Source organism: Streptomyces sp. NPDC035033 (assembly GCF_040636735.1).
In the GTDB taxonomy this organism is placed as follows: domain Bacteria; phylum Actinomycetota; class Actinomycetes; order Streptomycetales; family Streptomycetaceae; genus Streptomyces.
In genome coordinates this window covers 77863-103079 of the sequence record NZ_JBEZUZ010000001.1, presented here as the reverse complement: position 1 = coordinate 103079, position 25217 = coordinate 77863, and the positions used below count along the sequence as shown (strand labels likewise).

Sequence of the window (25217 nt, the reverse complement as noted above, 5' to 3'; positions counted from 1 at the left end):
CCCCATGCCGAGCCTGAAGAAGACGAGCGGCCTCCCGGAGGGACCCGCGGCGCCGGACGGAGCGCGCGGGAGCACCTTCCCCACCGTCGCCCCCACCCGGCGGGACGAGGTGGCCGCCGCGGGCAGCGAGCTCATCGGCGGTCGCTACGGGCGCCACTCCCTGCCCGGCAGCGGTCCCGCCGGCGGGCAGTTCACCCCGGTGCGGGTGGTCGCCCTCGTCGCCATCGGCATGTTCGCCCTCGGCATGGTGCAGAAACTGCCCTGCTACAACTGGGCCTGGTTCCGCGGCACCACCTCCCAGTACACGCACGCCTGCTACTCGGACATCCCGCACCTCTTCGCCGGACGCGGCTTCTCCGAGGGCCTGGTGCCCTACTTCGACCGGCTCCCCGGCGACATACCGTTCCTGGAGTACCCCGTCCTGACGGGCCTCTTCATGGAGGTCGCGGCCTGGCTGACGCCCGGAGGGGAGATCCAGGAACGCGAGCAGGCGTACTGGCTGATCAACTCCGGCCTGCTGATGGCCTGCGCGGCCGTCCTCGCCGTCTGCGTGGCCCGGACCCACCGCCACCGCCCCTGGGACGGCCTGCTGGTCGCCCTGGCGCCCGCCGTGGCGCTGACCGCCACCATCAACTGGGACCTGCTCGCCGTGGCCCTCACCGCCGCGGCGATCCTGATGTGGGCCCGCTCCCGGCCGCTCGCCGCCGGTGTCCTGCTCGGCCTCGCCGTCGCGGCCAAGTTCTACCCGGTGCTGCTCCTGTGGCCGCTGCTGCTGCTCTGCCGGCGGGCCGGGACGTGGCGCGCCTTCGGCACGGCGGCGCTCGGCGCGGTGGGCTCCTGGCTGGTGGTGAACCTGCCGGTGATGCTCCTCGCCCCCGACGGCTGGAAGCAGTTCTACCTGTTCAGCCGCGCCCGGAACGTGGACTTCGGCTCGGTCTGGCTGCTCGTCAGCCAGCGCGGCGGGCAGACGATCCCGCCCGAGCGGGCCAACCTGTACGCGCTGCTGCTCCTGGCGCTGGCCGCGGGCGGGATCGCCTGGCTGGCGTTCACCGCGCCCCGCCGGCCCCGGCTGGCCCAGCTGGCGTTCCTGACGGTCGCCGCGTTCGTCCTCGTCAACAAGGTCTACTCGCCGCAGTACGTGCTCTGGCTGGTGCCGCTCGCCGTGCTCGCCCGGCCGCGCTGGCGCGACTTCCTGATCTGGCAGTCCTGCGAGGTCATGTACTACCTCGGCGTGTGGATGCACCTCGCGTTCACCGGCAGCGGCAACAAGCAGGGCCTGCCGCTGGACGGCTACCACTTCGCGATCGTGCTGCACCTGCTGGGCACGCTGTACCTGTGCGCCGTGGTCGTACGGGACGTCCTGGCGCCCGAGAAGGACCCGGTCCGGCGGGACGGCTCCGACGACCCCTCCGGGGGCGTCCTGGACGGCGCCCCGGACGTCTTCGTGGCCGGCCGGGCGGCCCGGCCGGCCCGGCACGCGGCCCCCGCGCCCGAGAACGGCGAGCCGGAGCCGCTCGTGACATGGGGAACCCCCGGGGCCGAGGGCTCCCGGGGGTGACCCGAAGACGTGACGTACGGCCGGCTCAGCGCTCCACGAGTCGGTCGTACTGCGTCGTGGTGTGCCGCAGGTGCGCCACCAGCTCGTCGCCGACCTGCGGCTCCTGTGCGTCGGCCGGCACGAAGAGGATCGACACCTGCATGTGCGGCGGCTCGGCGAACCAGCGCTGCTTGCCCGCCCAGACGAACGGCGACAGGTTCCGGTTGACCGTGGCCAGACCGGCCCGGGCCACGCCCTTGGCGCGCGGCATCACGCCGTGCATCGCCTTCGGGGCCTCCAGGCCCACGCCGTGGGAGGTGCCGCCGGCGACCACGACCAGCCAGCCGTCCGAGGCTGCCTTCTGCTGGCGGTAGCCGAACCGGTCGCCCTTGGCGACCCGGGTGACGTCCAGGACCGAGCCGCGGTACTCGGTGGCCTCGTGGTCGCCCAGCCAGAGCCGGGTGCCGATCCGGGCGCGGAAGCGGGTCTGCGGGAACTGCTGCTGGAGCCGGGCCTGCTCCTCGGCCCGCAGGTGGCTCACGAACATGGTGTGCAGCGGCAGCCGGGCGGCGCGCAGCCGGTCCATCCAGGCGATGACCTCCTCGACGGCGTCCGTGCCGTCCGGGCGGTCGAGCGGCAGGTGCAGGGCGAAGCCCTCCAGGCGCACGTCCTCGATCGCCGACGGGAGCAGCGCGAGCTCCTCCTCGCGGACACCGTGCCGCTTCATCGAGCTCATGACCTCGATGACGACCCGGGCGCCGACCAGGGCGTGCACGCCGTCCACCGAGGAGACCGAGCGGATCACCCGGTCGGGCAGCGGCACCGGCTCCTCGCCCCGCCGGAAGGGGGTGAGGACCAGCAGGTCGCCGCCGAACCAGTCCTTGATCTTCGCGGCCTCGTAGGTGGTCCCCACCGCGAGCATGTCGGCGCCGAACCGGGCCGCCTCCTCGGCGAGCCGCTCGTGGCCGAAGCCGTAGCCGTTGCCCTTGCAGACCGGGATCAGGCCGGGGAACTGGTCGATCACGGTCTTCTGGTGCGCCCGCCAGCGAGCGGTGTCGACGTAGAGGGAGAGCGCCATGGCCGGCCCGGAACCTTTCTGATGGCTGCGGTGGGGGGTTTAGCAGGTGTGTACGAGACTCGCGGAACTACTCGTGGGACTACGAGGTTACGCAAGCCCCGCGCGGTGCGTCAGCGGCGCGACATGTAGATGTCCAGCGCCTTGTGCAGGAGCTTGTTCAGCGGGAAGTCCCACTCGCCGACGTACTCCACGGCCTCGCCGCCGGTGCCGACCTTGAACTGGATCAGGCCGAAGAGGTGGTCGGTCTCGTCGAGCGAGTCGGAGATGCCGCGCAGGTCGTAGACGGTCGCGCCCATCGCGTACGCGTCCCGGAGCATCCGCCACTGCATGGCGTTGGACGGGCGGACCTCGCGGCCGATGTTGTCGGAGGCGCCGTACGAGTACCAGACGTGGCCGCCGACGACGAGCATGGTCGCCGCGGAGAGGTTCACGCCGTTGTGGCGGGCGAAGTACAGGCGCATCCGGTTGGGGTCCTCGTTGTTGAGGACGGTCCACATGCGCTGGAAGTACGAGAGCGGGCGCGGCCGGAACTTGTCGCGGACGGCGGTGATCTCGTACAGGCGCTGCCACTCGGCGAGGTCCTGGTAACCGCCCTGGACGACCTCGACGCCGGCCTTCTCGGCCTTCTTGATGTTGCGGCGCCACAGCTGGTTGAAGCCCTTGAGGACGTCGTCCAGGGAGCGGTTGGCCAGCGGGACCTGGAAGACGTAGCGGGGCTGCACGTCGCCGAAGCCGGCGCCGCCGTCCTCGCCCTGCTGCCAGCCCATCCGGCGCAGCCGGTCGGCGACCTCGAAGGCCTGCGGCACGACCTCGGTGGCCTGCACGTCCTTGAGGCGCTTGACGTCCGGGTCCTGGATGCCGGACTTGATCGCGGCCGCGTCCCAGCGGCGGATGACGACCGGCGGGCCCATCTTCACGGAGAAGGCGCCCTGCTGCTTGAGGTGGGCCAGCATGGGCTGGAGCCACTCGTCGAGGTTGGGCGCGTACCAGTTGATGACCGGGCCCTCGGGGAGGTAGGCCAGGTAGCGCTTGAGCTTGGGGAGCTGGCGGTACAGGACCAGACCGACGCCGACGAGCTCGCCGTTCTTGTCGAACCAGCCCAGGTTCTCCGAGCGCCATTCGGTCTTCACGTCCGCCCACGCCGGGACCTGGCAGTGGCTCGCGCCGGGCAGGGTCTGGATGTACGCCAGATGCTGCTCTCGGCTGATGGTCCTCAGGGTCAGGCTCATGCGGGGCGCTCCTCGGCAGGTGTGTCCCCATCGGTCAGGGGCTCCGGCTCTCGCGCCGAAGCCTACTGCGACCGGGGAGCGCCCCGAAGGGCCACGTGGCCCCTGACGTGCTCCGCGTCAGTTGATCACGCCGGTGAAGAGCCCTCCGTGAGCCATGCCGAGGTAGAACCCCACCGCCGCGGCGCCGAGCCCGATGATGAGGAAGAAGCGCTCCCGGGTGGTGACGGAGATGAACTGTCCGTAGGCCCCGGTCAGGATGCCGATCAGGCCCGACCACGAGCTGAGCAGGTGCAGGTTGTGGAACTGCGCCGTGACGAAGGACAGGACGCCGAGCACCAGGGTCACCGCGAGCAGCGTGTCCTGGAGCGGGTGCGGCTTGCCGTCCGTCGCGAAGAGGGAGTGGCCGGGGTCGGGTCGCATTGCCTGTGCCATGGAGCACCTCCTGGCGTGCCGTGCGGAGGGCGGCGCATCTTAGCGCCGCCGACGTCCGTTGTGTACAGATTGCGTCCCCTCCCCGGCGGATTTCAACCGCAAGGCGATGTGCGGGTACTCTGTACGGTCTGCGCCGGTGTCTGCCCTGGTCCTGCCAGCCTGGTTCCTCCAGCTTGGTTCTTCCAGCCTGGTTCTTCCGGGAGCCGCCGATCCGCTCCGCTCGTCGGGGCCGGTTGTCGGTGGCCGCCGATATCGTCGCTCACGCATCACGACCCTCCTGCCACGGAACGACCGTGGCCGCTGAGTCCAAAGGAGGTGGGTTCCACATGCGTCACTACGAGGTGATGGTCATCCTCGACCCCGATCTCGAGGAGCGCGCTGTCTCCCCGCTGATCGAGAACTTCCTCTCCGTCGTCCGTGAGGGCAACGGAAAGGTCGAGAAGGTCGACACCTGGGGCCGTCGTCGTCTCGCCTACGAGATCAAGAAGAAGCCCGAGGGCATCTACTCGGTCATCGACCTGCAGGCCGAGCCTGCGGTCGTCAAGGAGCTCGACCGCCAGATGAACCTGAACGAGTCGGTCCTCCGGACCAAGGTCCTCCGCCCCGAGACCCACTGAGCTTCCGCTCAGAGGTAATCGGGTCCGAGTAGCAGCAAGCAGCCAGAAGCAATCCCGCCGAGAGGTTCACCCATGGCAGGCGAGACCGTCATCACGGTCGTCGGCAATCTCGTCGACGACCCCGAGCTGCGCTTCACCCCGTCCGGTGCGGCGGTCGCGAAGTTCCGCGTCGCGTCCACTCCCCGCACCTTCGACCGCCAGACCAACGAGTGGAAGGACGGCGAGAGCCTCTTCCTGACCTGCTCGGTCTGGCGTCAGGCGGCGGAGAACGTCGCCGAGTCCCTCCAGCGCGGCATGCGCGTCGTCGTGCAGGGCCGGCTGAAGCAGCGGTCCTACGAGGACAACCAGGGCGTCAAGCGCACGGTCTTCGAGCTGGACGTCGAGGAAGTCGGCCCCAGCCTGCGCAACGCCACGGCCAAGGTCACCAAGACCACCGGCCGCGGTGGCCAGGGTGGCGGCGGCGGCTTCGGCGGCGGCGGCCAGCAGGGTGGCGGCGGCTGGGGTGGTAACTCCGGCGGCGGCCAGCAGGGCGGCGGAGCCTCCTCCGACGACCCCTGGGCGACCGGCGGCCCCTCCTCCGGCGGCCAGCAGGGCGGCGGAGGCGGCGGCTGGGGTGGCAACTCCGGCGGCGGCTACTCGGACGAGCCCCCCTTCTAGGGATCCCCTTCCGGCCTGCCGGAAGCGTCCCGAGAAGCGGGCTCGTACCCCACACTTCTTGATCACACAGGAGAAACACCATGGCGAAGCCGCCTGTGCGCAAGCCTAAGAAGAAGGTCTGCGCGTTCTGCAAGGACAAGACCGCGTACGTGGACTACAAGGACACGAACATGCTGCGGAAGTTCATTTCCGACCGCGGCAAGATCCGTGCCCGCCGCGTGACCGGCAACTGCACGCAGCACCAGCGTGACGTCGCCACGGCCGTCAAGAACAGCCGTGAGATGGCGCTGCTGCCCTACACGTCCACCGCGCGATAAGGGAAGGGTGACCGACTAATGAAGATCATCCTCACCCAGGAAGTCTCCGGCCTCGGTGCGGCCGGCGACGTCGTCGAGGTCAAGGACGGCTACGCTCGCAACTACCTGGTCCCGCGCGGTTTCGCGATCCGCTGGACCAAGGGTGGCGAGAAGGACGTGGCGCAGATCCGCCGCGCCCGCAAGATCCACGAGATCGCGACCATCGAGCAGGCCAACGAGATCAAGGCCAAGCTCGAGGGCACGAAGGTCCGCCTGGCCGTTCGCTCCGGCGACGCCGGCCGTCTCTTCGGCTCCGTGACCCCGGCCGACGTCGCCTCGGCGATCAAGTCCGCCGGTGGCCCCGAGGTCGACAAGCGTCGCGTCGAGCTCGGCTCGCCGATCAAGACCCTGGGCTCGCACCAGGTGCTCGTGCGTCTGCACCCCGAGGTCGCCGCGAAGCTCGGCATCGAGGTCGTCGCCGCGTAACGCAGCGCTCAGCGGTACGGATGGGCCGCACCCCCGAGGGGGTGCGGCCCATCCGCCGTTTCACGTGAAACACGAGGCCGCGGTCAGCGGGTGGCGCCCGTGACGATCCAGCGGCCGGAGCGCATCCGGAACCACAGGGTGGCCATCCGGACCGTCATCATCAGCGTCATCGCCCACCAGAGCGCGGTCAGTCCGCCGCCGAGCACCGGCACGAGCAGGGCGACGGGTGCGAAGACCGCCAGGGTGAGCAGCATCGCCCAGGCGAGGTAGGGGCCGTCGCCGGCGCCCATGAGAACGCCGTCGAGGACGAAGACGACCCCGGAGACCGGCTGGGAGAGGGCCACGACGAGCAGGGCCGGCAGCAAGGCATCCCGGACGGCGGGGTCGCCGGTGAAGAGCGGGACGAAGAGCGGGCGGGTCAGGACGAGCAGAAGCCCGAGGACCACGCCGGAGACCACGCCCCACTGGACCATCCGGCGGCAGACCTGGCGCGCGCCCTCGGCGTCGTCGGCACCCAGGTAGCGGCCGATGATCGCCTGGCCGGCGATGGCGATGGCGTCCAGGGCGAAGGCCATCAGGCTCCACAGGGAGAGGATGATCTGGTGGGCGGCGACCTCGGTGTCGCCCATGCGGGCGGCGACCGCGGTGGCGATCATCAGGACGGCGCGGAGCGAGAGCGTACGGACCAGGAGCGGGACGCCGGCCTGGGCGGAGGCCCGGATGCCGGCGACGTCGGGCCGCAGTGCGACCCCGTGGCGCCGGGCGCCGCGGACGACCACGACGAGGTACGCGGCGGCCATGCCGCACTGGGCGATGACGGTGCCCCAGGCGGAGCCCGCGATGCCGAGCCCGGCGCCGTAGACCAGCCCGAGGTTGAGCGCGCCGTTGGCCACGAAGCCGCCGATGGCCACGTAGAGCGGGGTGCGGGTGTCCTGGAGGCCGCGCAGGACGCCGGTGGCGGCCAGCACGATCAGCATCGCGGGGATGCCCAGGAGGGAGACCCGGAGGTACGTGGTGGCGTACGGGGCCGCGGTGTCGGAGGCTCCGAAGACCTGGACCAGCCAGGGGGCGGCGGGCAGGGCGGCGGCGACGACCGCGAGGCCGAGCAGCAGGGCCAGCCAGATGCCGTCGACGCCCTGCCGGAGGGCGGCGGCCAGATCGCCGGCGCCGACCCGCCGGGCGACGGCGGCGGTGGTGGCGTAGGCGAGGAAGACGAAGACGCTGACGGCGGTGGAGAGCAGGGTGCCGGCGATGGCGAGGCCCGCGAGCTGGGGCGTCCCGAGGTGCCCCACGATGGCGCTGTCCGCCATGAGGAAGAGCGGTTCGGCGACGAGGGCGCCGAAGGCCGGCAGGGCGAGCGAGAGGATCTCGCGGTCGTGGCGGCGCGGCGCGGCCTTGGGACTCGTGGGGGCCTGGGTCATGCGTCCAATCTAATCGTCCACAGGTAAGAGATGCAATGCATGAGTGATCCTTACTTGTGGGGGGATCGCGGCTTCGGGTGTGGGCTGTTTGTTCTGATCGTGGCCCAGGGGGAAAACTTTTTCTCCCCCACAGCCGGTGGATGGGGAAAGTACAGGTCAGAGGGGTAGGAGGGCGGTGTCTATGAGTTTGTCCACATGACTGTCCCCCGGTCCGTGCACAGGATCTGGCGGCTTATCCACAGCAATGGGGCCTTCACCCACAGGGCCTGTGGATAACCAGATTGGCGGATGCCCCTCCCGGGCCTACCGTGGACCGGCGCCCGACGCGCCAGAAGCGGTCGCAAAGCCACTCTTTGAACGAGGCCGTGGCATAAGAAGGTGTGGCGCGGCAAGGTCCGCGGAGCGGACGGGAAGAGGTGGCCTGGTGAGCGTTCCCGAGCCCATGGACGACCCCTGGGCCGACGGCGGACCGAGCGACCGACTGCCCGTCCGCACCCGGGGCGAGGGACGGGGCGAGGGCCGCGGACGCGGGCGCGAGGAACAGCACGAGCGCGGCAGCGACGGGCCCTGGGACGGCGGTCTCTCCGGCTTCGAGCGGGTCCCTCCGCAGGACCTCGACGCCGAGCAGTCCGTGCTCGGCGGCATGCTGCTCTCCAAGGACGCCATCGCCGACGTCGTGGAGATCATCAAGGGCCACGACTTCTACAAGCCCGCGCACGAGACCGTCTTCGGCGCGATCCTCGACCTGTACGCCAAGGGCGAGCCCGCCGACCCCATCACGGTCGGCGCCGAGCTCACCAAGCGCGGCGAGATCAACCGCGTCGGCGGCGCCTCCTACCTGCACACCCTCGTCCAGTCGGTGCCGACCGCGGCGAACGCCTCGTACTACGCGGAGATCGTCCACGAGCGGGCCGTGCTGCGCCGGCTCGTCGAGGCCGGCACCAAGATCACGCAGATGGGATACGCGGCCGACGGCGATGTCGACGAGATCGTGAACTCGGCCCAGGCCGAGATCTACAAGGTCACCGAGCAGCGGACCACCGAGGACTACCTGCCGCTCGGCGACATCATGGAGGGCGCGCTCGACGAGATCGAGGCGATCGGCTCCCGCAGCGGCGAGATGACCGGCGTGCCCACCGGCTTCAGCGACCTCGACTCGCTCACCAACGGCCTCCACCCCGGCCAGATGATCATCATCGCGGCCCGTCCCGCCATGGGTAAGTCGACCCTCGCCCTGGACTTCGCCCGGGCCGCGTCGATCAAGCACAACCTGCCCAGCGTCATCTTCTCCCTCGAAATGGGCCGCAACGAGATCGCGATGCGCCTGCTCTCGGCCGAGGCGCGGGTCGCCCTGCACCACATGCGCTCCGGCACGATGACCGACGAGGACTGGACCCGGCTCGCCCGCCGGATGCCGGACGTCTCGCAGGCCCCGCTCTACATCGACGACTCCCCGAACCTGTCGATGATGGAGATCCGCGCCAAGTGCCGCCGCCTCAAGCAGCGCAACGGCCTCAAGCTCGTCATCATCGACTACCTCCAGCTGATGCAGTCCGGCGGCTCCAAGCGCGCCGAGAGCCGCCAGCAGGAGGTCTCCGACATGTCACGAAACCTCAAGCTCCTCGCCAAGGAGCTGGAGCTCCCGGTGATCGCGCTCTCCCAGCTGAACCGTGGCCCCGAGCAGCGCACCGACAAGAAGCCGATGGTCTCCGACCTGCGTGAGTCCGGCTCGATCGAGCAGGACGCCGACATGGTCATCCTGCTCCACCGCGAGGACGCCTACGAGAAGGAGTCCCCGCGCGCCGGCGAGGCCGACATCATCGTCGGCAAGCACCGTAACGGCCCGACGGCCACCATCACCGTCGCCTTCCAGGGCCACTACTCGCGCTTCGTGGACATGGCGCAGACCTGATCGTGCCGGGGCCGGGCGCCGGGGCATGATCGGTCGCATGACCTCAGCCTTCGAAGCCCTGCTGCCCACCACCGAGCGTTCCCTGCTGCACCGCGTGGCCCGCGCCCAGAGCGAGGGCCGCGCGCCCTCGTTCGTGGGGGCCGTCGCCCGCGGGGGAGCGATGGTCTGGAGCGGTTCCCGCAGCTGCGTCGACGGGCACGCCCCGGACGCCGACACGCAGTACCGGATCGGTTCGATCACCAAGGTGTTCACCGCCGTCCTCGTCCTGAGGCTGCGGGACGAGGGGCTGATCGGCCTCGACGACCCGCTGGAGAAGCACCTGCCCGGCACGGGGGTGGGCGAGGTGACCGTCGCCCAGCTGCTCGGCCACACCGCGGGGCTCGCGGCGGAGACCCCGTCGCCCTGGTGGGAGCGGACGCCCGGGGCGACGCGGCCCGAGCTGTCGGACGTCCTGGGAGAGGCGCCCGCGCTCCACCCGGCGGGCCGGAGCTTCCACTACTCCAATCCCGGCTACACCCTGCTCGGCTCGCTGGTCGAGGCGGTGCGCGGGGTCTCCTGGGAGGAGGCGCTGCGCACCGAGGTCCTGGAGCCGCTGGGCCTGGACCGTACGACGGTGGGGCCGGTGGCCCCGCACGCCTCGGGCTGGGCGGTGCACCCGTGGGCCGACGTCATGCTTCCCGAGCCCTCCGAGGACCTGGGGGTGATGGCCCCGGCCGGCCAACTGTGGTCGACGGCCGCCGACCTCTGCCGCTTCGGCCTCTTCCTCGCGGAGGGCGACGACCGGGTGCTGAGCGCCGCGACCGTCGCGGAGATGCGGGTCCCGGCCGCCCCGCCGGCCGCCGGGGACGCGCAGATGGGGTACGGCCTCGGTCTCCAGCTCGCCCACGGGGAGGGCGGCACGCTCATCGGGCACGGGGGATCGCTGCCGGGCTTCGTCGCCGGGCTCTGGGTGGACGTCGCGGAGGGAGTGGTCGGCGTGGCCCTCGCCAACGCGACGAGCGGCCCGCAGCCCGGTGTCGTCGCCGCCGACCTCGTACGGATCGTGGCGGAGGCCGAGCCGCGGTTCCCCGAACCGTGGCGGCCGCTTCCCGCGGCCGAGGCCGATCAGGAGCTCGTGGCGCTGACCGGGCCCTGGTACTGGGGGACGTACTCCTTCGGCCTGCGGCTCGGCGCCGGACGCGGGCTGGTCCTGGAGCCGCTGCGGGGCCCCGGCCGCCGTGCCCGCTTCCGGGCCCTGCCCGAAGGCGGCTGGATCGGTCTCGACGGCTACTACGCGGGGGAGACCCTGCGGGTGGTGCGGCGGCCGGACGGCACCGTCAGCCATCTCGACCTCGGCTCCTTCGTCTTCACCCGGGAGCCGTACGAGCCGGGGGACGCGGTTCCGGGCGGGGTGGACGCGGCGGGCTGGCGCGGGCTGTGAGCCGGCCCCGGCCGGAGCGCACGGGTCTGTGTTTCACGTGAAACACGGACCCCGCGGACGGAGGGAGGTCAGAGGGCCCGCTTGAAGCCCACGTGGCTCGCCTCGAAACCGAGGCGCTCGTAGAAGCGGTGGGCGTCGGTGCGGGTCGCGTCGGAGGTCAGCTGGACCAGGGCGCACTCCAGGCGCCGGGACTCCTCGACGGCCCATTCGACGAGCACCGTCCCCAGGCCGCTGCCGCGCTCCTCGGAGTGGATCCGTACGCCCTCGATGATCGAGCGGGTGGCGCCGCGGCGGGAGAGGCCGGGAACGATCGTCAGCTGGAGCGTCCCGACGACCTTCCCGCCGCGCGTGGCGACGACGAGGTGCTGGTTCGGGTCGTCCGCGAGGCGGCCGAAGGCGGTGAGGTACGGCGTCGGGTCGTCCGGGGACTCCCGCTGGGCGCCGAGGGGGTCGTCGGCGAGCATCGCGACGATCGCGGGCACGTCCTCCGCGGTGGCGGGGCGGATCTCAAGATCGCTCATGCCCGCAGCGTACGGCCCGGCGGACGCCGGAGAGAGGCGGTCAGACGGTGACGGTCTCGCCCTCGAGGACCCGCACCAGGGGGGCCAGCTCCGGGTTCTTCGCCGCTTCGTCCAGGGCCTCGCGGAGGGCCCGGTCGTTGGTGGGGCGGGCCTCCTCCAGGAGCTTCCGGCCGGCCTCGGTGACGTCGGTGTAGATGCCGCGCCGGTCGGTGGCGCAGAGGTAGCGGGTGAGCAGGCCCCGGTCCTCCAGGCGCGTGACCAGGCGGGTGGTGGCGCTCTGGCTGAGCACGACGGCGTCGGCGACCTGCTTCATCTGGAGGTGCCCGCCGGGACCGTCGTGCTGGCGGCTCAGGACGTCGAGGAGCGAGTACTCGCGGGCGCTCAGCCGGTGACCGGACTCCAGCGCGCGCTCGATGTGGGACTCGATCCGGCCGTGCAGCAGGGAGAGGGCGCACCAGCGCTGCGCGAGCCCGGTGAGGGCGGGATCCGTCGCGGTCATGTCTCTCCTCGTCCTCTCCTCGGCGAGTGGCCTGTCCGGTCCAGGGTAGACGATGGTCCGCAATAATGCGCGTGTGCAACTATTGCGGCCCGTGTGCCGTGCCGATGGTGTCAGCCCGCCGCGACGGTCAGCGGGGCGAAGCGCCGGTCGGCGTCACCGGGGAGGTCCGGCAGCGAGCGGACCATCATCGCGTTGGTGGTGATCGGGTCCATACCGTTCTCCTTGAGCCAGCGCAGCAGCTCGGTGTGGCGGAGGTCGACGTCGGTGCGGAGCGGGCGGTCCGTGGCGTCCGCCAGGGAGGCGACCAGCGCCTGCGCGGTGGCGGTGTCGCGGGCGATCAGCGGGCCGACGACATGGGTGTCCATGTTGGGCCAGGCGGCGGCGAAGCCGGTGACCGCGCCGTCCTCGACGGCGACCCGCAGGTGGTCGGCGAAGGCCGGGAGCCGGGCGATGAGCGGGGTGCGGTCGAGGCCGAAGATCTCCAGGTCGAGCCGGAGGACGGCCTGGAGGTCCTCGGCGGTGGCCGGGCGGACCGCGCGCCGCGGGGCGGGCACGGCGCCGGAGAAGCGACCCCGCAGCATCTCGGACCGGCCGACCTCGGTGAACCCGAGTTCTTCGTAGAGCGGCCGGCCGTTCGGGGTGGCGTAGAGCGTCAGCGGGGTCTCCCCGGCCTCCTCCAGGACGTGCCGCATCAGCCGGCGGCCCACGCCCCGGCGGGCGTACCGCTCCGCGACGAGCACCATGCCGATGGCCGCGAGCCCGGGGCCGTAGGAGGTGACCACACAGGCGGCGAGCAGCCCGTCGCCGTCCGGGTCGTCGATGCCGTACCCGGTGCCCGCCGTGAGCAGCAGCCCCCACTTGTGCTCCTCGCGGAGCCAGCCGCGGTTCTCGGAGAGGTCGGAGCAGGCCAGGAGGTCGGCGGTGTCGAGGCGCCGGACGGGGAGCTGGGCGAGGGCGGAGGGGGAGATCGGCATGACGGTCAGGCTCTCCGACGGGGTGATCTTCCGTCCAGGGGTTTTCGCGCGATGTTTCACGTGAAACACGGCCCTTGTCCGGGAGCCGGGCGCACCCGTGCGGACCCGCGTCCCCGCGCGCGCCGAAAAAGCGGAGCCTAGTCCGCACCCCGGCCCTTTGGCCCGAGAACGCCGCTTTCCGTCCGAAGCGCCCCGGCGGCCGCCATGCTGCGAACACGGAAGCCGGCTGCGTGAGGCGAGGCACATGATGGATGGTCCGACCAGCACGACGGGCGGGACGGGGGCCCGAATAACGGAGCCCTCCCCCGATGCGGTGCTCGTCCGCCGCACCCTCGAGGAGATCGCTCCGGTCGCCGACAAGGTGACCTCGTACTTCTACGCCCTGCTCTTCGTCCGGAGCCCCGCCCTGCGCGAGCTGTTCCCCGCCGCGATGGACACCCAGCGGGACCGCCTGCTCAAGGCCCTGCTCACGGTCGCCGAGCGGATGGACGACGGGGCGTTCCTTGGCGAGTACCTGGGGCACCTCGGCAGGGGGCACCGCAAGTACGGCGTCGAGGCGGCCCACTACCCGGCGGTCGGCGAGGCCCTGATCGGCGCGCTCGCGCGGTACGCGGAACGGAGCTGGGACGAGGGGACCGAGGCGGCCTGGGTCCGGGCGTACACGGCGATCTCGCAGATCATGATCGACGCGGCCGCCGAGGACGAGGCGAGGGCCCCCGCCTGGTGGCGGGCCGAGGTGGTCTCGCACGACCTGCGGACCCCCGACATCGCCGTGCTCACCCTGCGGCCCGACGCGCCCTACCCCTTCCTCGCCGGGCAGTACACGACGCTGGAGACCCCCTGGTGGCCGCGCGTGTGGCGGCACTACTCCTTCGCCTCGGCGCCCCGCCCGGACGGGCTGCTCACCCTCCACGTCAAGGCCGTCCCGGCCGGCTGGGTGTCCCAGGCGCTGGTCCACCGGGCCCGCCCGGGGGACGTGCTCCGCCTCGGACCGCCGGCCGGTTCCATGACGGTCGACCACGCCACCGACGACGGACTGCTCTGCCTGGGGGGCGGGACCGGCATCGCCCCGATCAGGGCGCTGGTGGAGGACGTCGCGGAACACGGCGACCGCCGGCAGGTCGACGTCTTCTACGGGGCGCGCCGCGGCCACGACCTCTACGACATGGACACCCTGCTGCGGTTGCAGAAGACGTTCCCGTGGCTCGCCGTCCATCCCGTCACCGAGGCGCAGGGCCCGCTGCCGGAGGCGGTGCGGGAGGCCGGTCCGTGGAACGAGCGGGACGCCTACCTCTCGGGGCCGCTCGGCATGGTCCGGCAGGGCGTCGACGTGCTCCGCGGCGCGGGGATCCCCTCGGAGCGGATCCGCCACGACTTCCCGACGGAGCTCGCCCCCGCGGGGGCCGGGTCAGCCGAGGTCGGGGGCGTGCATGGCGCGGACGCCTTCGATGTTGCCGTCGAGGTAGTGGCGCAGTGAGAGCGGCACCAGGTGGACGGCGGCGATCCCGACGCGGCTGAAGGGCACCCGGACGACCTCGTACTCGCCGACGGGTTCGTCGACCTCGGGGCCGTGCCGCCGGCTGAGGTCCATCGACTCCAGCCGGCAGACGAAGAAGTGCTGGACCTTCACGCCGGAGACCCCGCCGTCGACGATGTGCTCGACGGTGTCGACGAAACAGGGGACCACATCGACGATCTTGGCGCCGAGTTCCTCGTGCACCTCGCGGTGGAGGGCCTCGACGACGGTGGAGTCGGAGGGCTCGACGCCGCCACCGGGCGTCACCCAGTACGGATCCACCCCCGGCTTGGTGCGCTTGATGAGGATGAGGTCGTCTCCGTCGAGCAGGATGGCGCGTGCGGTGCGCTTGACCACGGGCCGTTCGGTCATGGGAAGAAAATGGCCCGTTCTCGCCGGGCTGAAACTCATCACCGCCCCGCGGACCGCGCCGGCGCGCCGGACCGCACCGCCTTTCGCCGGGCCCGTGGCGGTGCGCCGGACCTCACCACTCCCTCGCGGCCCGGACCAGTTCCTCGTGCGCCCGGGCGATGTGGGCCAGGGCGAGGGTGCCCGTCCGCACCACCAGGAAGTAGGTCCGCAGCGGTGGCACCGGCGGGTCGAGCAGCGCCACGAGCCGTCCGGCCGCCAGCGCCTCCTCGCAGAGGTAGCGGGGCAGCACCGCCAGGCCCGCGCCGGCGGCCGCGGCCTCCCGGACGGCCCGCAGGTCGGGGGCGATGACGGTGGCCGCCGCGGCCGGCGCGGTCTCGAAGACGGCCGCCCAGTAGCGGCCGGCGAAGGGCAGCGACTCGTGCACCTCGACCACCGGGAGCTGCTCCAGGACCACCGCGCCGGTGGAGAGCAGCACCTCGGGGGAGAGCCGGGCCGCCCAGCGCGGGGCGGCGACCAGGACGAGCTCCTCGTCGCAGAGGGGGGTGGCGGCGAGCAGTCCGCCGCGCGGCCGGGCGGTGGCGAGGGCCAGGTCGTGGTGGCCGGCGGCGAGCCCGTCGAGCAGCTCCTCCGTGTTGCCGAGGAAGGAGGCGCGCAGGGCCAGGCCCCGCGCGACGAGCGGGGCGAGCGCGGGCAGGGCGCGCAGGGAGGTGAACTCCGGCGGGCCGGCGACGTGGAGGGTGCGGGGGCCGCGCTCGGAGTCGAGCCCGGTCTCCGCGATCTCGACCAGGGCGTCCAGGTGCGGGGCGGCCCGGTGGGCCAGTTCGTCGCCGATGCTGGTGGGGGTGACCCCACGGGCCCGCCGGTGGAAGAGCGGCCGGCCGAGCTGGCGCTCCAGGGTGCGGATCTGGCTGGTGACGGCGGGCTGGGAGAGGCCGAGGAGCGCGGCGGCGCGGGTGAAGGAACCGGCCCGGTGCACGGCGACGAACGTGCGCAGCAGGGACAGATCCATGCCCGCCCCTTCCGGTCGGCAGCCCGTCGTCCCGGGACCGCTCCCACTATAAATATGCCGATAGGTCCCTGTCGCTACCGTGATTGGACACTGACGCTCGGTCAACTAGCCTTGTCCGGGCGGGTTCCGCGTGAGGACCGGCGGCGTTCCGAGCCACGAGGGGGGAGGCTCGGAACGCCCCGGTCCGAGCCCCGGCCGGGACCCTCCGAGCCTCGCGGTCCGAGCCCCGCCCGAGCCCGCCCGGGACCCTCCGAGCCTCGCGGCCCGGGCCCGTCAGCCCGCCTTCCGCGCCGCGTCGAGCGCCCGCAGGACGTCGGCGATCAGGTCCTCCGGGTCCTCGGCGCCCACCGAGAAGCGGATGAAGCCCTCCGCGACGGCGTCCCCGCCCCAGCGCCCGCGCCGTTCCGCCGAGGAACGCACCCCGCCGAAACTGGTGGCGTCGTCGACCAGGCGCAGTTCCTCCAGGAAGCGCTCCGCCCGGGCGCGGTCGGCGAGCTCGAAGGAGAGCACCGAGCCGAAGCGGCGCATCTGCCGGGTGGCGATCGCGTGCGAGGGGTCCTCCGGGAGGCCGGGATGGCGCAGCCCGGTCACGTCGGGGTGGTCGGCGAGGACGCGGGCGAGCTCCAGGGCGGTGGCGCACTGGCGGTCGACCCGCAGCTGGAGCGTGGCCAGCGAGCGGTGGGCGAGCCACGCCTCCATGGGGCCGGGAATGGCACCGACGACCTTGCGCCAGCGCCGTACCTCCGCGGCCCGCCGGGGGTCGCGGCAGCTGACGTGGCCGAGCAGCAGGTCGCCGTGGCCGGTCATGCCCTTGGTGTCGCTGGCGACCGAGAAGTCCGCGCCCAGCTCCAGCGGGCGCTGGCCGAGCGGGGTGGCGAGGGTGTTGTCGACGGCGACGAGCGCCCCGCCGGCGTGCGCCTCGCGGACCAGCCGGCGGACGTCGCAGACGTCGAGCCCGGGGTTGGACGGGGTCTCGATCCACAGCAGCTTGGCGCCGTCGAGCACGTCGAGCTGGGCGTCGCCGCCGGTGGGGGCGGAGCGCACCTCGACGCCGTACGCGCGCAGCTGCTCGTGGAGGAGCGGGAGGGCCTGGTAGCCGTCGGACGGAACGACGACGGCGTCGCCGGCGGAGAGCTGGGAGAGCAGCACGGCGGAGATGGCGGCCATGCCGGAGGCGAAGACGACGGTCTCGACCTCGGGGTCCCCGGGCGCCTCCAGGGTGCCGATGGCCCGTTCCAGATGGGTCCAGGTCGGGTTCTCGTCGCGGCCGTAGGTGTAGGGGCCGGTGGGGTCGCCCGGCAGGTGGAAGTGGGCGGCGAAGACCGGGCCCGGCAGGGTCGGTTCGTGCTTCACGGGCTCGGGCAGTCCGGCCCGCACGGCGAGGGTCCCGTCTCCGGGACCGTCGCCGCGGTGGTGCTGTTCCTGAGGGCTCACGGGTTCACAGGGTCCTTTCCTTCAGTTCGTCCCCCCGTAGTGCGGCCCGGACGGTGGCGAGGAGTCCCTCGCTCGCGGCCTCGACCATCTCCAGACAGTGCTCGAAGCCCTCGCGCCCGCCGTAGTACGGGTCGGGGACGTCGAGCGCGTCCCCCGCGGCGGGGTCGTACGAGCGGAGCAGGTGGACCTTCGCCGCCTCGTCGGGGGTGCGGGCGAGGCGGCGGAGCTCCCGGAGGTGGCCCTCGTCGAGCGCGATCACCAGATCGAGGCCGGAGAACCAGGAGGCGCTGAACCGGCGGGCGGTGTGCGCGGAGGTGTAGCCGTACTCCTCCAGGACGGCGACGGTGCGCGGATCGGCGCCGTCGCCCTCGTGCCAGCCGTCGGTGCCCGCGCTGTCCACCTCGACCGCTCCGCCGAGGCCGGCCTCCTCCACGCGCGCGCGGAAGACGTGTTCGGCCATCGGGGAGCGGCAGATGTTGCCGGTGCAGACGAAGCAGACGCGATAGGTCATGGCGGTTCCTCAGTCCCCGTCGGGCAGCACCACGTTGAGCGCCCACGAGACGACGGAGATGATCAGGCCGCCGAGGACGGCGGTCCAGAAGCCCTCCACGTGGAAGCTGAGGTCGAACTGGTCGGCCAGCCACGAGGTGAGCAGCAGCATCAGGGCGTTGACCACCAGGGTGATCAGGCCGAGGGTCAGGATGAAGAGGGGCAGCGTCAGCAGCTTCACGATCGGCTTGACCAGGAAGTTGACGAGCCCGAAGACGAGGGCGACGAGCAGCAGGGTGACGACCTTCTTGCCCGTGCTCTCACCGGTCAGGGTGATGTCCTGGAGAAGCCAGATGGCGACCGCCAGGGCGCCCGCGTTGGCGAGCGTCTTGACTACGAAATTCTTCATGTGTCTGATCGTGGCAGAGACGATCGGGCCTAGGGCAGGGGCGAACGGCAGTGAAGGCATTCCGGCTGGACGAACTGGAGGCGGAGCGCGTCGCCAACCAGGGGGCGTACCTCCAGTTCCTGCGCGAGCGGAACATGTCGGTGGGGTTGTACGCGCTCGACGCGGGCGAGCTGGACCCGCAGTCGCCGCACGGCCAGGACGAGGTGTACTTCGTGGTCTCCGGGCGGGCGGCGATCACCGTCGGCGAGGAGACGACGCAGGTGGCGCGGGGCAGCGTGGTCTACGTGCCGGCGGGGGTGCCGCACCGCTTCCACCACATCAGCGAGGACCTGCGGGTCCTGGTGGTCTTCTCACCGCCGGAAGCCTGAGCGGCCGGGGCCTGAGCAGACGGAAGCCCGGGCGGACGGATGCCCGAGCGGCCTGAGCGGGGAGCCGTCGGCGGCCCGGATCCTCGGGGACGGACCCCCCGCTTCCCCTAGGGGGCGGATCAGGGGAGAGCCCGGGCCCCGGGGGCCCCGCCGGCGGCCGGTGCCCGCCTAGCCTTGAGGTGTCCGGGGCGGAGGGTTCCGGGCGGGGAGTCGAGAGCGAGGGAGAGCACCATGGCGGTACAGGAGATTCTCGCGGGGCTGCCGTGGTGGGTGAAGTGGATCGCCATACCCGCCCTGGTCCTGCTGGTCTTCGGCGGAGTCATCACCAGCGTCCTCACCTTCGTGATCAGCCTGCTGTTCAAGGTGCTGCTGTTCGTCGCGCTCGTGGCCGGACTCATCTACGTCGTACGGAAGTTCGGCACCCCGTCGAAGTCCGACCGGGACTGGTAGCACAAGCTACTCATCGGTATTGGGCGTCTGCCGGGCGTTAGCCCGGCAGGGGGAACGCGCAGGTCGAAACAGGGTGGGGGGCGAGGACGAGCCACTAGAGTGGCAGATCTCCGCCGAGTCGGGGACTACGGGTGTAGATCTCCGGCAGACCAGCGGTTTCCCGCTCGTCCCTGAGGGGTCCGTCCGTCGGACCCCATCGGTGTCCCAGGCCTGGCGGGTGTGCGCGGGGGCGGCCCCCGCGAGCGGGTGCGGTGCATCCGTTGTCACGCCTGGGGGTGACCTTTGGCCATGGCTACGCAGACAGCTGCGCCGACCCTGATCGGCTCGGTGCAGCGGGCGCTGAGACTTCTGGAGGCGGTGGCCTCCCATGCGGACGGTGCCCCCGCCAAGCAGCTCGCCCGGGAGACGGGCCTTCCGCTGCCCACGACGTACCACCTTCTCCGCACCCTGACGCACGAGGGCTATCTGCTCCGCGACAAGGGTGCGTTCTATCTGGGCGAGGCGGCCACCCGGCTGGCCGGCGGCGGAGCTGTGCAGAATCGTCGCATCAAGATCGAGGACTCCCTCGCCCACTGGCGGGACGCGCTCGGCGTGCCGGTCTACTTCGCCCTCTACCGCGACGGCGAGATCGAACTGATCTCCGTCGCGGACACCCTCAACTCCCCCGCGGTGGAGGAGTGGGCCGACTTCCGGGAGACCGGTCACGCCCACGCGATCGGGCAGTGCCTGCTCAGCCAACTCGATCTGAGATCTCGTCAAGACCACCTTGACCGCCACCCGGTGGAAGCCATCACTCCGTACACGGTGCGTAACCGGCGGGTGCTTTTGGAGCGTTTGGGCGGTTTGGGGCGAATGGAGCCCCTGGTGGAGCGTCAGGAATATGCGCTCGGCACGGTTTGCGCGGCCATCCCCCTTACGGTGGGCTCCGCGGCGGCCACTCTGGCCATTTCCCTCCCGCTTCACCAGGAAGAACGGTTGCTCCCAGCAGTCGAGCGGCTACGTACGGAGATCGGGAGCCTCTTCAGTTCGCTCGCCTTCTCTATCAGTATCTGAAAAATCACTCCTTGTGATCCGCTAGCGCGTACAGCACGATTGCGTCAAGAGGGCCACGGGGGATCATTCCTGGCCGTTTCGGTCACAGCTTTCAGCAGCTGTGTTTACACAACTGCTCCATCTACTGCGGGGTACATGATGCGAGAGTCGGTTCAGGCCGAGGTCCTGATGAGCTTCCTCGTTTCGGAGGAGCTCTCCTTCAAGATCCCTGTCGAACTGCGATACGAGACCCGGGACCCCTACGCGGTGCGGATGACCTTCCACCTTCCCGGGGACGCGCCCGTGACCTGGGCGTTCGGCAGGGAGCTGCTGCTCGACGGGATCAACCGTCCGAGCGGCGACGGCGACGTGCACATCGCCCCGACCGACCCCGAGGGCCTGTCGGACGTCTCCATCCGGCTCCAGGTGGGCGCGGACCGCGCCCTGTTCCGCGCCAGCGCCCCGCCGCTCGTCGCCTTCCTCGACCGCACGGACAAGCTCGTCCCGCTCGGTCAGGAGCAGGCCCTGGGCGACTTCGAGGACAGCCTGGAGGCCGCGCTCGGCCGGATCCTCGCCGAGGAGAGCGCCGGACCGGCCTGACCCCGCGCCCCGCTCCGTACGACCGCCGACCGGGTGAACCGCTCCGCACGGCCACCGGGCCGAATGGCGTGATCCGTACGGCCTCCGGACCGGACGCCCCGACTCCGTACGCCCTCCGGGCGGAACGACCGGGCCCCGTACGCCCTCAGGGCGGAACGGCCCCGGACCCGTACGGCCTCTGGACCGGACGCCCCGACCCCGTACGCCCACAGGGCGGGACGACCCCGGACCCGTACGGCCGTCGGGCAGGACGCTCGGGTCCCGTACGGCCGTCGCGCGTCCGTCACTTCGCGCGGCGCCGCCGTCCGCCGCGGCCCGCCGGCCGGGCGCCGGCCTCCCCCGACGGGCGGTCGGCCGACACCACCAGTGCCGCGAGCGCCGTGGTGACCGGCACCGAGGCGACCAGGCCGATCGAACCCACCAGGGTCCGGACGATCTCCTCCGCCACCAGCTCGCTGTTGGCCACCGTCCCCACGCTGCTCTGCGCGATGGTGAAGAGCAGCAGCAGCGGCAGCGCGGCACCGGCGTAGGCCAGGACCAGGGTGTTGACCACCGAGGCGATGTGGTCGCGGCCGATCCGGATCCCGGCCCGGTAGAGCGCGCGCGGACCCATGCCCGGATCGGCCTGGTGCAGCTCCCAGACCGCCGAGGTCTGGGTCACCGTGACGTCGTCCAGGACACCGAGCGAACCGATGATCACACCGGCGAGCAGCAGGCCGGACATGTCGATCTCCGGGTAGAGACCGTGGATGAGCCCGGTGTAGTCGTCGGTGTTGCCGCTGAGCGAGGCCCAGCCGATGAAGAAGGACCCGAGCAGCCCGATCAGCAGCAGCGAGATCAGCGTGCCCAGGACCGCGACCGAGGTGCGGGCCGACAGGCCGTGGCACAGGTAGAGCGCGAGCAGCATGATCGCGCTCGACCCGACCACTGCCACGACCAGCGGATTCGAACCCTCCAGGATTGCGGGCAGGATGAAGAGCGTGAGCACCAGGAAGCTCACCGCGAGCGCGATCAGCGCCATCACGCCCCGCATCCGCCCGACGAGGACCACCGCGAGCGCGAAGATGGCGGCGAGGACCGCCATCGGCACCGTCCGGTCCACGTCCGTCACCGAGTACTGCAGGTCCTTCGGGGCGTCGGGGGCGTAGGCGACCACCACGCCCTGCCCCTCCTCCAGTTGGCGCGGGGCGTCCGGCTGCACGATCTCGGTGAAGGTCCGTCCCTTGTCCGGCCCGCTCGTCACCTCGACCGTCGCCTTCGCGCACTGCCCCTGCTGCGCGTCGACCGCCTCGCGGCCCTGCGGGGTGGTGGTGTCCCCGGTGGGCGGCACCTGCGCCGCGTTCACGTCCTTGCAGTCCACCCGCTCGACCGCCACGACCCGGCCCTGCTCGGTCTGCCGGTCGAAACCGACGCCGGTCCGCTGGTGCGCCGGGGCGCCGCCGGGCCAGAGCACCGCGAGCCCGACGAGGACGGCGGTGGCGAAGGGGATCAGGACCGCCGCGATGACTCTTCGCAGATGGCGGGAGACGGGCGCGGCGGGCCCGTGGCTGTGGCTGTGCCCGTGCCCGTGCCCGGCACCGTGTCCGGCGCCGTGGCCGTGCTCGGTGCCGTGCTCGTGGCCGTGCGGATCGGGGGACTGCTGCGGGGAAGTCACCGACCGATCATCGCAAGAACGGTGGGGGCCCACTGTTCAGCACGCCCGGAAGGGCGCTAGCGTGGTGGCACCTTTGCACACGCGGGAGCTCGGAGCACCGGGCTGAGAGGGCGCTGATCACCGTACGCGCGTACATGCCGTACGTACGGGAGGAGGCTGCGCCGACCGCCGAACCTGTTACCGGGTAATGCCGGCGTAGGGAGATTCGGTCTCATGACCATTCAGGACGCACGCACGCCTGCCTCCGACCAGAACGACTCGAACGGCGCGCGCACGCCGGGCTGGCACAAGGGGTACGTCGAGGGCTCGCGCCCCGACATCCGGGTGCCGGTCCGTCAGGTGCACCTCACCAACGGCAAGGACGTGACGCTGTACGACACGTCCGGCCCGTACACCGACCCCGCCGTCGACACCGACGTGCGCCGGGGTCTGCCCCCGCTGCGCGAGAACTGGATCATCGCGCGCGGCGACACCGAGGAGTACGCGGGCCGCCCGGTCCGCCCCGAGGACGACGGCATCAAGCACACCTCGCCGCGCGGCGGCGGGCTCAAGAACCTCGACGCGGTCTTCCCCGGCCGCCCGCGGCTGCCCCGCCGGGGCCGCGCCGGGCAGGCCGTGACCCAGCTCGCGTACGCCCGCCGGGGCGAGATCACCCCGGAGATGGAGTACGTGGCGATCCGGGAGAACGTCTCGCCGGAGGTCGTCCGCGAGGAGATCGCGGCGGGCCGAGCGGTGCTGCCGGCCAACGTCAACCACCCGGAGATCGAGCCGATGATCATCGGCAAGCGGTTCCTGGTGAAGGTCAACGCCAACATCGGCAACTCCGCCGTCACCTCCTCCATCGAGGAGGAGGTGGAGAAGATGACCTGGGCGACCCGCTGGGGCGCCGACACGGTCATGGACCTGTCCACCGGCCGCAACATCCACACCACCCGCGAGTGGGTGCTGCGCAACTCCCCCGTGCCGATCGGCACCGTGCCGCTCTACCAGGCCCTGGAGAAGGTCGACGGCAAGGCCGAGGAGCTGACCTGGGAGATCTACAAGGACACGGTCATCGAGCAGGCCGAGCAGGGCGTGGACTACATGACCGTGCACGCCGGCGTGCTCCTGCCGTACGTGCCGCTCACCGCGCGCCGCAAGACCGGCATCGTCTCGCGCGGCGGCTCGATCATGGCCGCCTGGTGCCTCGCCCACCACAAGGAGAACTTCCTCTACACGCACTTCGAGGAACTCTGCGAGATCCTGGCGGCGTACGACGTCACCTACTCGCTCGGCGACGGGCTGCGCCCCGGCTCGATCGCGGACGCCAACGACGACGCCCAGTTCGCGGAGCTGCGCACGCTCGGCGAGCTGAACACGATCGCCAAGCGCCACAACGTGCAGACGATGATCGAGGGCCCGGGCCACGTCCCGATGCACAAGATCAAGGAGAACATCGACCTCCAGCAGGAGATCTGCGAGGAGGCGCCGTTCTACACCCTCGGCCCGCTGACCACGGACGTGGCGCCCGCGTACGACCACATCACCTCCGGCATCGGCGCCGCGATGATCGCCTGGTGGGGCACGGCGATGCTCTGCTACGTCACGCCCAAGGAGCACCTGGGCCTGCCGAACCGCGACGACGTGAAGACCGGCGTCATCACGTACAAGATCGCGGCGCACGCGGCGGACCTGGCCAAGGGCCACCCGGGCGCCCAGGAGTGGGACGACGCGCTCTCCGACGCGCGCTTCGAGTTCCGCTGGGAGGACCAGTTCAACCTGGCCCTCGACCCGGACACCGCCCGCGAGTTCCACGACGAGACGCTGCCGGCGGAGCCCGCGAAGACCGCCCACTTCTGCTCGATGTGCGGTCCGAAGTTCTGCTCGATGAAGATCTCGCAGGACATCCGCCGTGAGCACGGCGGGGACCTGAAGGCGGACGAGATCGAGGCCGGCATGGCCGAGAAGTCCGCCGAGTTCGCCGCCTCCGGGAACAGGGTCTACCTGCCGCTGGCGGAGTAGCGGCCGCCCGCCGCACGCACCCCGGCCCGCGGTCCACGGGGGGATCGCGGGCCGGGGCGCGTCAGGGACCCGGGGGCGCCGGGTCGGTGGTGGCGGTGAGGGCGGCCTGGAGGAACGGGAGGATGCCGCGCTCCAGGAGGGCGTGGCGCCAGGCGGCGCGGGCGCGGGTGAGCTCGTCGTCGGGGGGACCGGTCTCGGCGGGGCTGTTGCGGAGGGCCGTCAGCAGGAGACCGACGCCGGCGCAGAGGAGGCCGGCGGCGGCGAGGGCACCGAAGACCAGTCCGGCGGTGAGCAGGGTGGTGCCGAGGGCGGCGTCCGGGGCGAGCAGCCGCACCACCGCGCCGACCAGCAGGAAGATGGCGGCGGCCGTGCCGGCGAGGACCGGGACGAGGACGGTGAGGACCGCGACGGCGCCCGGGGACTCGTCGGGAGCGGGGATCCGCGGGCGGTTGGACGCGGCGCGGTCCCGCTCGCGCACCTTGACGAAGTGCTCGTACTCGCTCGCCGCCGCCGCGGTGATCAGCGCCGTCGCGTTCAGCGCCATCACCCGGAGCTGGGCGGCCGTCAGCCGCTCCCCCGCTCCGGCGAGTTCCGGCCGTTCCTGTGCGGTGCGCAGTGCGTCGTCGAGGACGCGCTCGTACTCGGCGCGGTCCTCGGTCAGCAGGTGCGGAGCCACGTTCATGTGCATCCCCCGATGCTCGGTGGGCCGGGACCGGCCGTGGAGCACGGCGGTCCGGGCGGAAGCGGAGGAGAGCCTGCCTACCTGGGGAGACCGATGGTAGGGCCGTGACCGTCCGTGCTGAC

27 protein-coding genes and 1 riboswitch are annotated in these 25217 nt (G+C 71.8%); of the genes, 13 read left to right on the top strand and 14 right to left on the bottom strand.

The window, feature by feature from the left end; genetic code table 11:
* Window positions 1–4 precede the first annotated feature (4 nt).
* Window positions 5–1558 carry a glycosyltransferase 87 family protein gene (locus tag AB0E83_RS00495; protein WP_362103920.1) on the top strand — a complete coding sequence of 518 codons (1554 nt, stop codon included), beginning with the start codon at window positions 5–7 and terminating at the stop codon, window positions 1556–1558.
* A 25-nt stretch (window positions 1559–1583) separates the two neighbouring features.
* Here the strand turns inward: AB0E83_RS00495 and AB0E83_RS00490 are convergent, their stop codons facing one another.
* From AB0E83_RS00490 to AB0E83_RS00480, 3 genes are all read right to left on the bottom strand, one after another.
* A complete protein-coding gene (locus AB0E83_RS00490) occupies window positions 1584–2615 on the bottom strand; it encodes an alanine racemase (RefSeq protein WP_362103918.1) in 1032 nt (343 codons plus the stop codon).
* 110 nt (window positions 2616–2725) lie between these two features.
* Window positions 2726–3844, bottom strand: coding sequence for a peptidoglycan bridge formation glycyltransferase FemA/FemB family protein (locus AB0E83_RS00485; RefSeq protein ID WP_362103916.1), 1119 nt, complete (start codon window positions 3842–3844; stop codon window positions 2726–2728).
* Between the two features lie 117 nt (window positions 3845–3961).
* A complete protein-coding gene (locus AB0E83_RS00480; RefSeq protein ID WP_362103914.1) occupies window positions 3962–4276 on the bottom strand; it encodes a hypothetical protein in 315 nt (104 codons plus the stop codon).
* A gap of 326 nt (window positions 4277–4602) precedes the next feature.
* Between AB0E83_RS00480 and rpsF the strand changes: the two genes are divergently transcribed.
* The 4 genes from rpsF to rplI all read left to right on the top strand — a co-directional run bounded on the left by rpsF (window position 4603) and on the right by rplI (window position 6332).
* Complete coding sequence (gene rpsF, locus AB0E83_RS00475; RefSeq protein WP_004950685.1) at window positions 4603–4893, top strand: 30S ribosomal protein S6; 291 nt, start codon at window positions 4603–4605, stop codon at window positions 4891–4893.
* Window positions 4894–4965: 72 nt separating this feature from the next.
* On the top strand, window positions 4966–5550 hold the full coding sequence (locus tag AB0E83_RS00470) for a single-stranded DNA-binding protein (RefSeq protein WP_362103912.1): 585 nt from the start codon (window positions 4966–4968) through the stop codon (window positions 5548–5550).
* Between the two features lie 80 nt (window positions 5551–5630).
* Window positions 5631–5867 carry a 30S ribosomal protein S18 gene (gene rpsR / locus AB0E83_RS00465; protein WP_005315025.1) on the top strand — a complete coding sequence of 79 codons (237 nt, stop codon included), beginning with the start codon at window positions 5631–5633 and terminating at the stop codon, window positions 5865–5867.
* A gap of 18 nt (window positions 5868–5885) precedes the next feature.
* A complete protein-coding gene (gene rplI, locus AB0E83_RS00460; RefSeq protein WP_362103911.1) occupies window positions 5886–6332 on the top strand; it encodes a 50S ribosomal protein L9 in 447 nt (148 codons plus the stop codon).
* Window positions 6333–6415: 83 nt separating this feature from the next.
* Here the strand turns inward: rplI and AB0E83_RS00455 are convergent, their stop codons facing one another.
* Complete coding sequence (locus tag AB0E83_RS00455; RefSeq protein ID WP_362103909.1) at window positions 6416–7753, bottom strand: MATE family efflux transporter; 1338 nt, start codon at window positions 7751–7753, stop codon at window positions 6416–6418.
* 442 nt (window positions 7754–8195) lie between these two features.
* Here AB0E83_RS00455 and dnaB point away from each other — a divergent pair, with 442 nt between their 5' ends.
* Together dnaB and AB0E83_RS00445 are read left to right on the top strand one after the other, a co-directional pair.
* The gene (dnaB, locus tag AB0E83_RS00450; RefSeq protein WP_362104262.1) at window positions 8196–9665 is read left to right on the top strand and encodes a replicative DNA helicase; all 1470 of its coding nucleotides are present in this window, start codon (window positions 8196–8198) and stop codon (window positions 9663–9665) included.
* A 37-nt stretch (window positions 9666–9702) separates the two neighbouring features.
* A complete protein-coding gene (locus tag AB0E83_RS00445) occupies window positions 9703–11085 on the top strand; it encodes a serine hydrolase domain-containing protein (protein WP_362103907.1) in 1383 nt (460 codons plus the stop codon).
* Between the two features lie 68 nt (window positions 11086–11153).
* Here AB0E83_RS00445 and AB0E83_RS00440 read toward each other — a convergent pair whose 3' ends face one another.
* The 3 genes from AB0E83_RS00440 to AB0E83_RS00430 form a co-directional block, all read right to left on the bottom strand.
* Window positions 11154–11606 (bottom strand): GNAT family N-acetyltransferase, encoded by a 453-nt coding sequence (locus tag AB0E83_RS00440; RefSeq protein WP_362103905.1) that lies wholly within the window; start codon window positions 11604–11606, stop codon window positions 11154–11156.
* Between the two features lie 40 nt (window positions 11607–11646).
* On the bottom strand, window positions 11647–12105 hold the full coding sequence (locus AB0E83_RS00435; RefSeq protein WP_362103904.1) for a MarR family transcriptional regulator: 459 nt from the start codon (window positions 12103–12105) through the stop codon (window positions 11647–11649).
* Window positions 12106–12215: 110 nt separating this feature from the next.
* On the bottom strand, window positions 12216–13079 hold the full coding sequence (locus tag AB0E83_RS00430) for a GNAT family N-acetyltransferase (protein ID WP_362103902.1): 864 nt from the start codon (window positions 13077–13079) through the stop codon (window positions 12216–12218).
* A 247-nt stretch (window positions 13080–13326) separates the two neighbouring features.
* Here AB0E83_RS00430 and AB0E83_RS00425 point away from each other — a divergent pair, with 247 nt between their 5' ends.
* Entirely contained in the window at window positions 13327–14556 is a 1230-nt protein-coding gene (locus tag AB0E83_RS00425) for a globin domain-containing protein (protein WP_362104260.1), read from the top strand.
* Here the strand turns inward: AB0E83_RS00425 and AB0E83_RS00420 are convergent.
* The 5 genes from AB0E83_RS00420 to AB0E83_RS00400 form a co-directional block, all read right to left on the bottom strand.
* Window positions 14488–14967 (bottom strand): NUDIX hydrolase, encoded by a 480-nt coding sequence (locus AB0E83_RS00420; RefSeq protein WP_362103900.1) that lies wholly within the window; start codon window positions 14965–14967, stop codon window positions 14488–14490. The two genes, AB0E83_RS00425 and AB0E83_RS00420, sit on opposite strands and share 69 nt — an antisense overlap.
* Window positions 14968–15079: 112 nt before the next feature.
* Window positions 15080–15976, bottom strand: coding sequence for a LysR family transcriptional regulator (locus AB0E83_RS00415; protein WP_362103898.1), 897 nt, complete (start codon window positions 15974–15976; stop codon window positions 15080–15082).
* A 273-nt stretch (window positions 15977–16249) separates the two neighbouring features.
* Window positions 16250–17410 (bottom strand): cystathionine gamma-lyase, encoded by a 1161-nt coding sequence (locus tag AB0E83_RS00410; RefSeq protein WP_362103896.1) that lies wholly within the window; start codon window positions 17408–17410, stop codon window positions 16250–16252.
* 4 nt (window positions 17411–17414) lie between these two features.
* Window positions 17415–17921 (bottom strand): low molecular weight protein-tyrosine-phosphatase, encoded by a 507-nt coding sequence (locus AB0E83_RS00405; protein WP_362103894.1) that lies wholly within the window; start codon window positions 17919–17921, stop codon window positions 17415–17417.
* 9 nt (window positions 17922–17930) lie between these two features.
* The gene (locus AB0E83_RS00400) at window positions 17931–18308 is read right to left on the bottom strand and encodes a phage holin family protein (protein WP_030493801.1); all 378 of its coding nucleotides are present in this window, start codon (window positions 18306–18308) and stop codon (window positions 17931–17933) included.
* 50 nt (window positions 18309–18358) lie between these two features.
* On the opposite strand from AB0E83_RS00400, the gene AB0E83_RS00395 reads away from it, so the two are divergent.
* From AB0E83_RS00395 to AB0E83_RS00380, 4 genes are all read left to right on the top strand, one after another.
* On the top strand, window positions 18359–18676 hold the full coding sequence (locus AB0E83_RS00395; protein ID WP_189851978.1) for a cupin domain-containing protein: 318 nt from the start codon (window positions 18359–18361) through the stop codon (window positions 18674–18676).
* 231 nt (window positions 18677–18907) lie between these two features.
* Entirely contained in the window at window positions 18908–19126 is a 219-nt protein-coding gene (locus AB0E83_RS00390; protein WP_362103892.1) for a DUF5326 family protein, read from the top strand.
* Window positions 19127–19414: 288 nt separating this feature from the next.
* Window positions 19415–20179: a helix-turn-helix domain-containing protein gene (locus tag AB0E83_RS00385; protein WP_362103890.1), complete on the top strand. Its 765-nt coding sequence runs from the start codon at window positions 19415–19417 to the stop codon at window positions 20177–20179.
* Between the two features lie 138 nt (window positions 20180–20317).
* Complete coding sequence (locus AB0E83_RS00380; RefSeq protein ID WP_362103889.1) at window positions 20318–20758, top strand: SsgA family sporulation/cell division regulator; 441 nt, start codon at window positions 20318–20320, stop codon at window positions 20756–20758.
* A 283-nt stretch (window positions 20759–21041) separates the two neighbouring features.
* Here the strand turns inward: AB0E83_RS00380 and AB0E83_RS00375 are convergent, their stop codons facing one another.
* Window positions 21042–22445, bottom strand: a complete 1404-nt coding sequence (locus AB0E83_RS00375; RefSeq protein WP_362103887.1) for a YibE/F family protein — start codon at window positions 22443–22445, stop codon at window positions 21042–21044.
* A 38-nt stretch (window positions 22446–22483) separates the two neighbouring features.
* Window positions 22484–22631, top strand: a riboswitch (TPP riboswitch).
* On the opposite strand from AB0E83_RS00375, the gene thiC reads away from it, so the two are divergent.
* Window positions 22626–24413: a phosphomethylpyrimidine synthase ThiC gene (thiC, locus tag AB0E83_RS00370; protein WP_362103885.1), complete on the top strand. Its 1788-nt coding sequence runs from the start codon at window positions 22626–22628 to the stop codon at window positions 24411–24413. Its footprint overlaps the riboswitch before it by 6 nt.
* Window positions 24414–24474: 61 nt before the next feature.
* On the opposite strand, the gene AB0E83_RS00365 is transcribed toward thiC, so the two are convergent.
* Window positions 24475–25101 carry a hypothetical protein gene (locus tag AB0E83_RS00365; RefSeq protein WP_362103884.1) on the bottom strand — a complete coding sequence of 209 codons (627 nt, stop codon included), beginning with the start codon at window positions 25099–25101 and terminating at the stop codon, window positions 24475–24477.
* Between the last annotated feature and the right edge of the window lie 116 nt (window positions 25102–25217).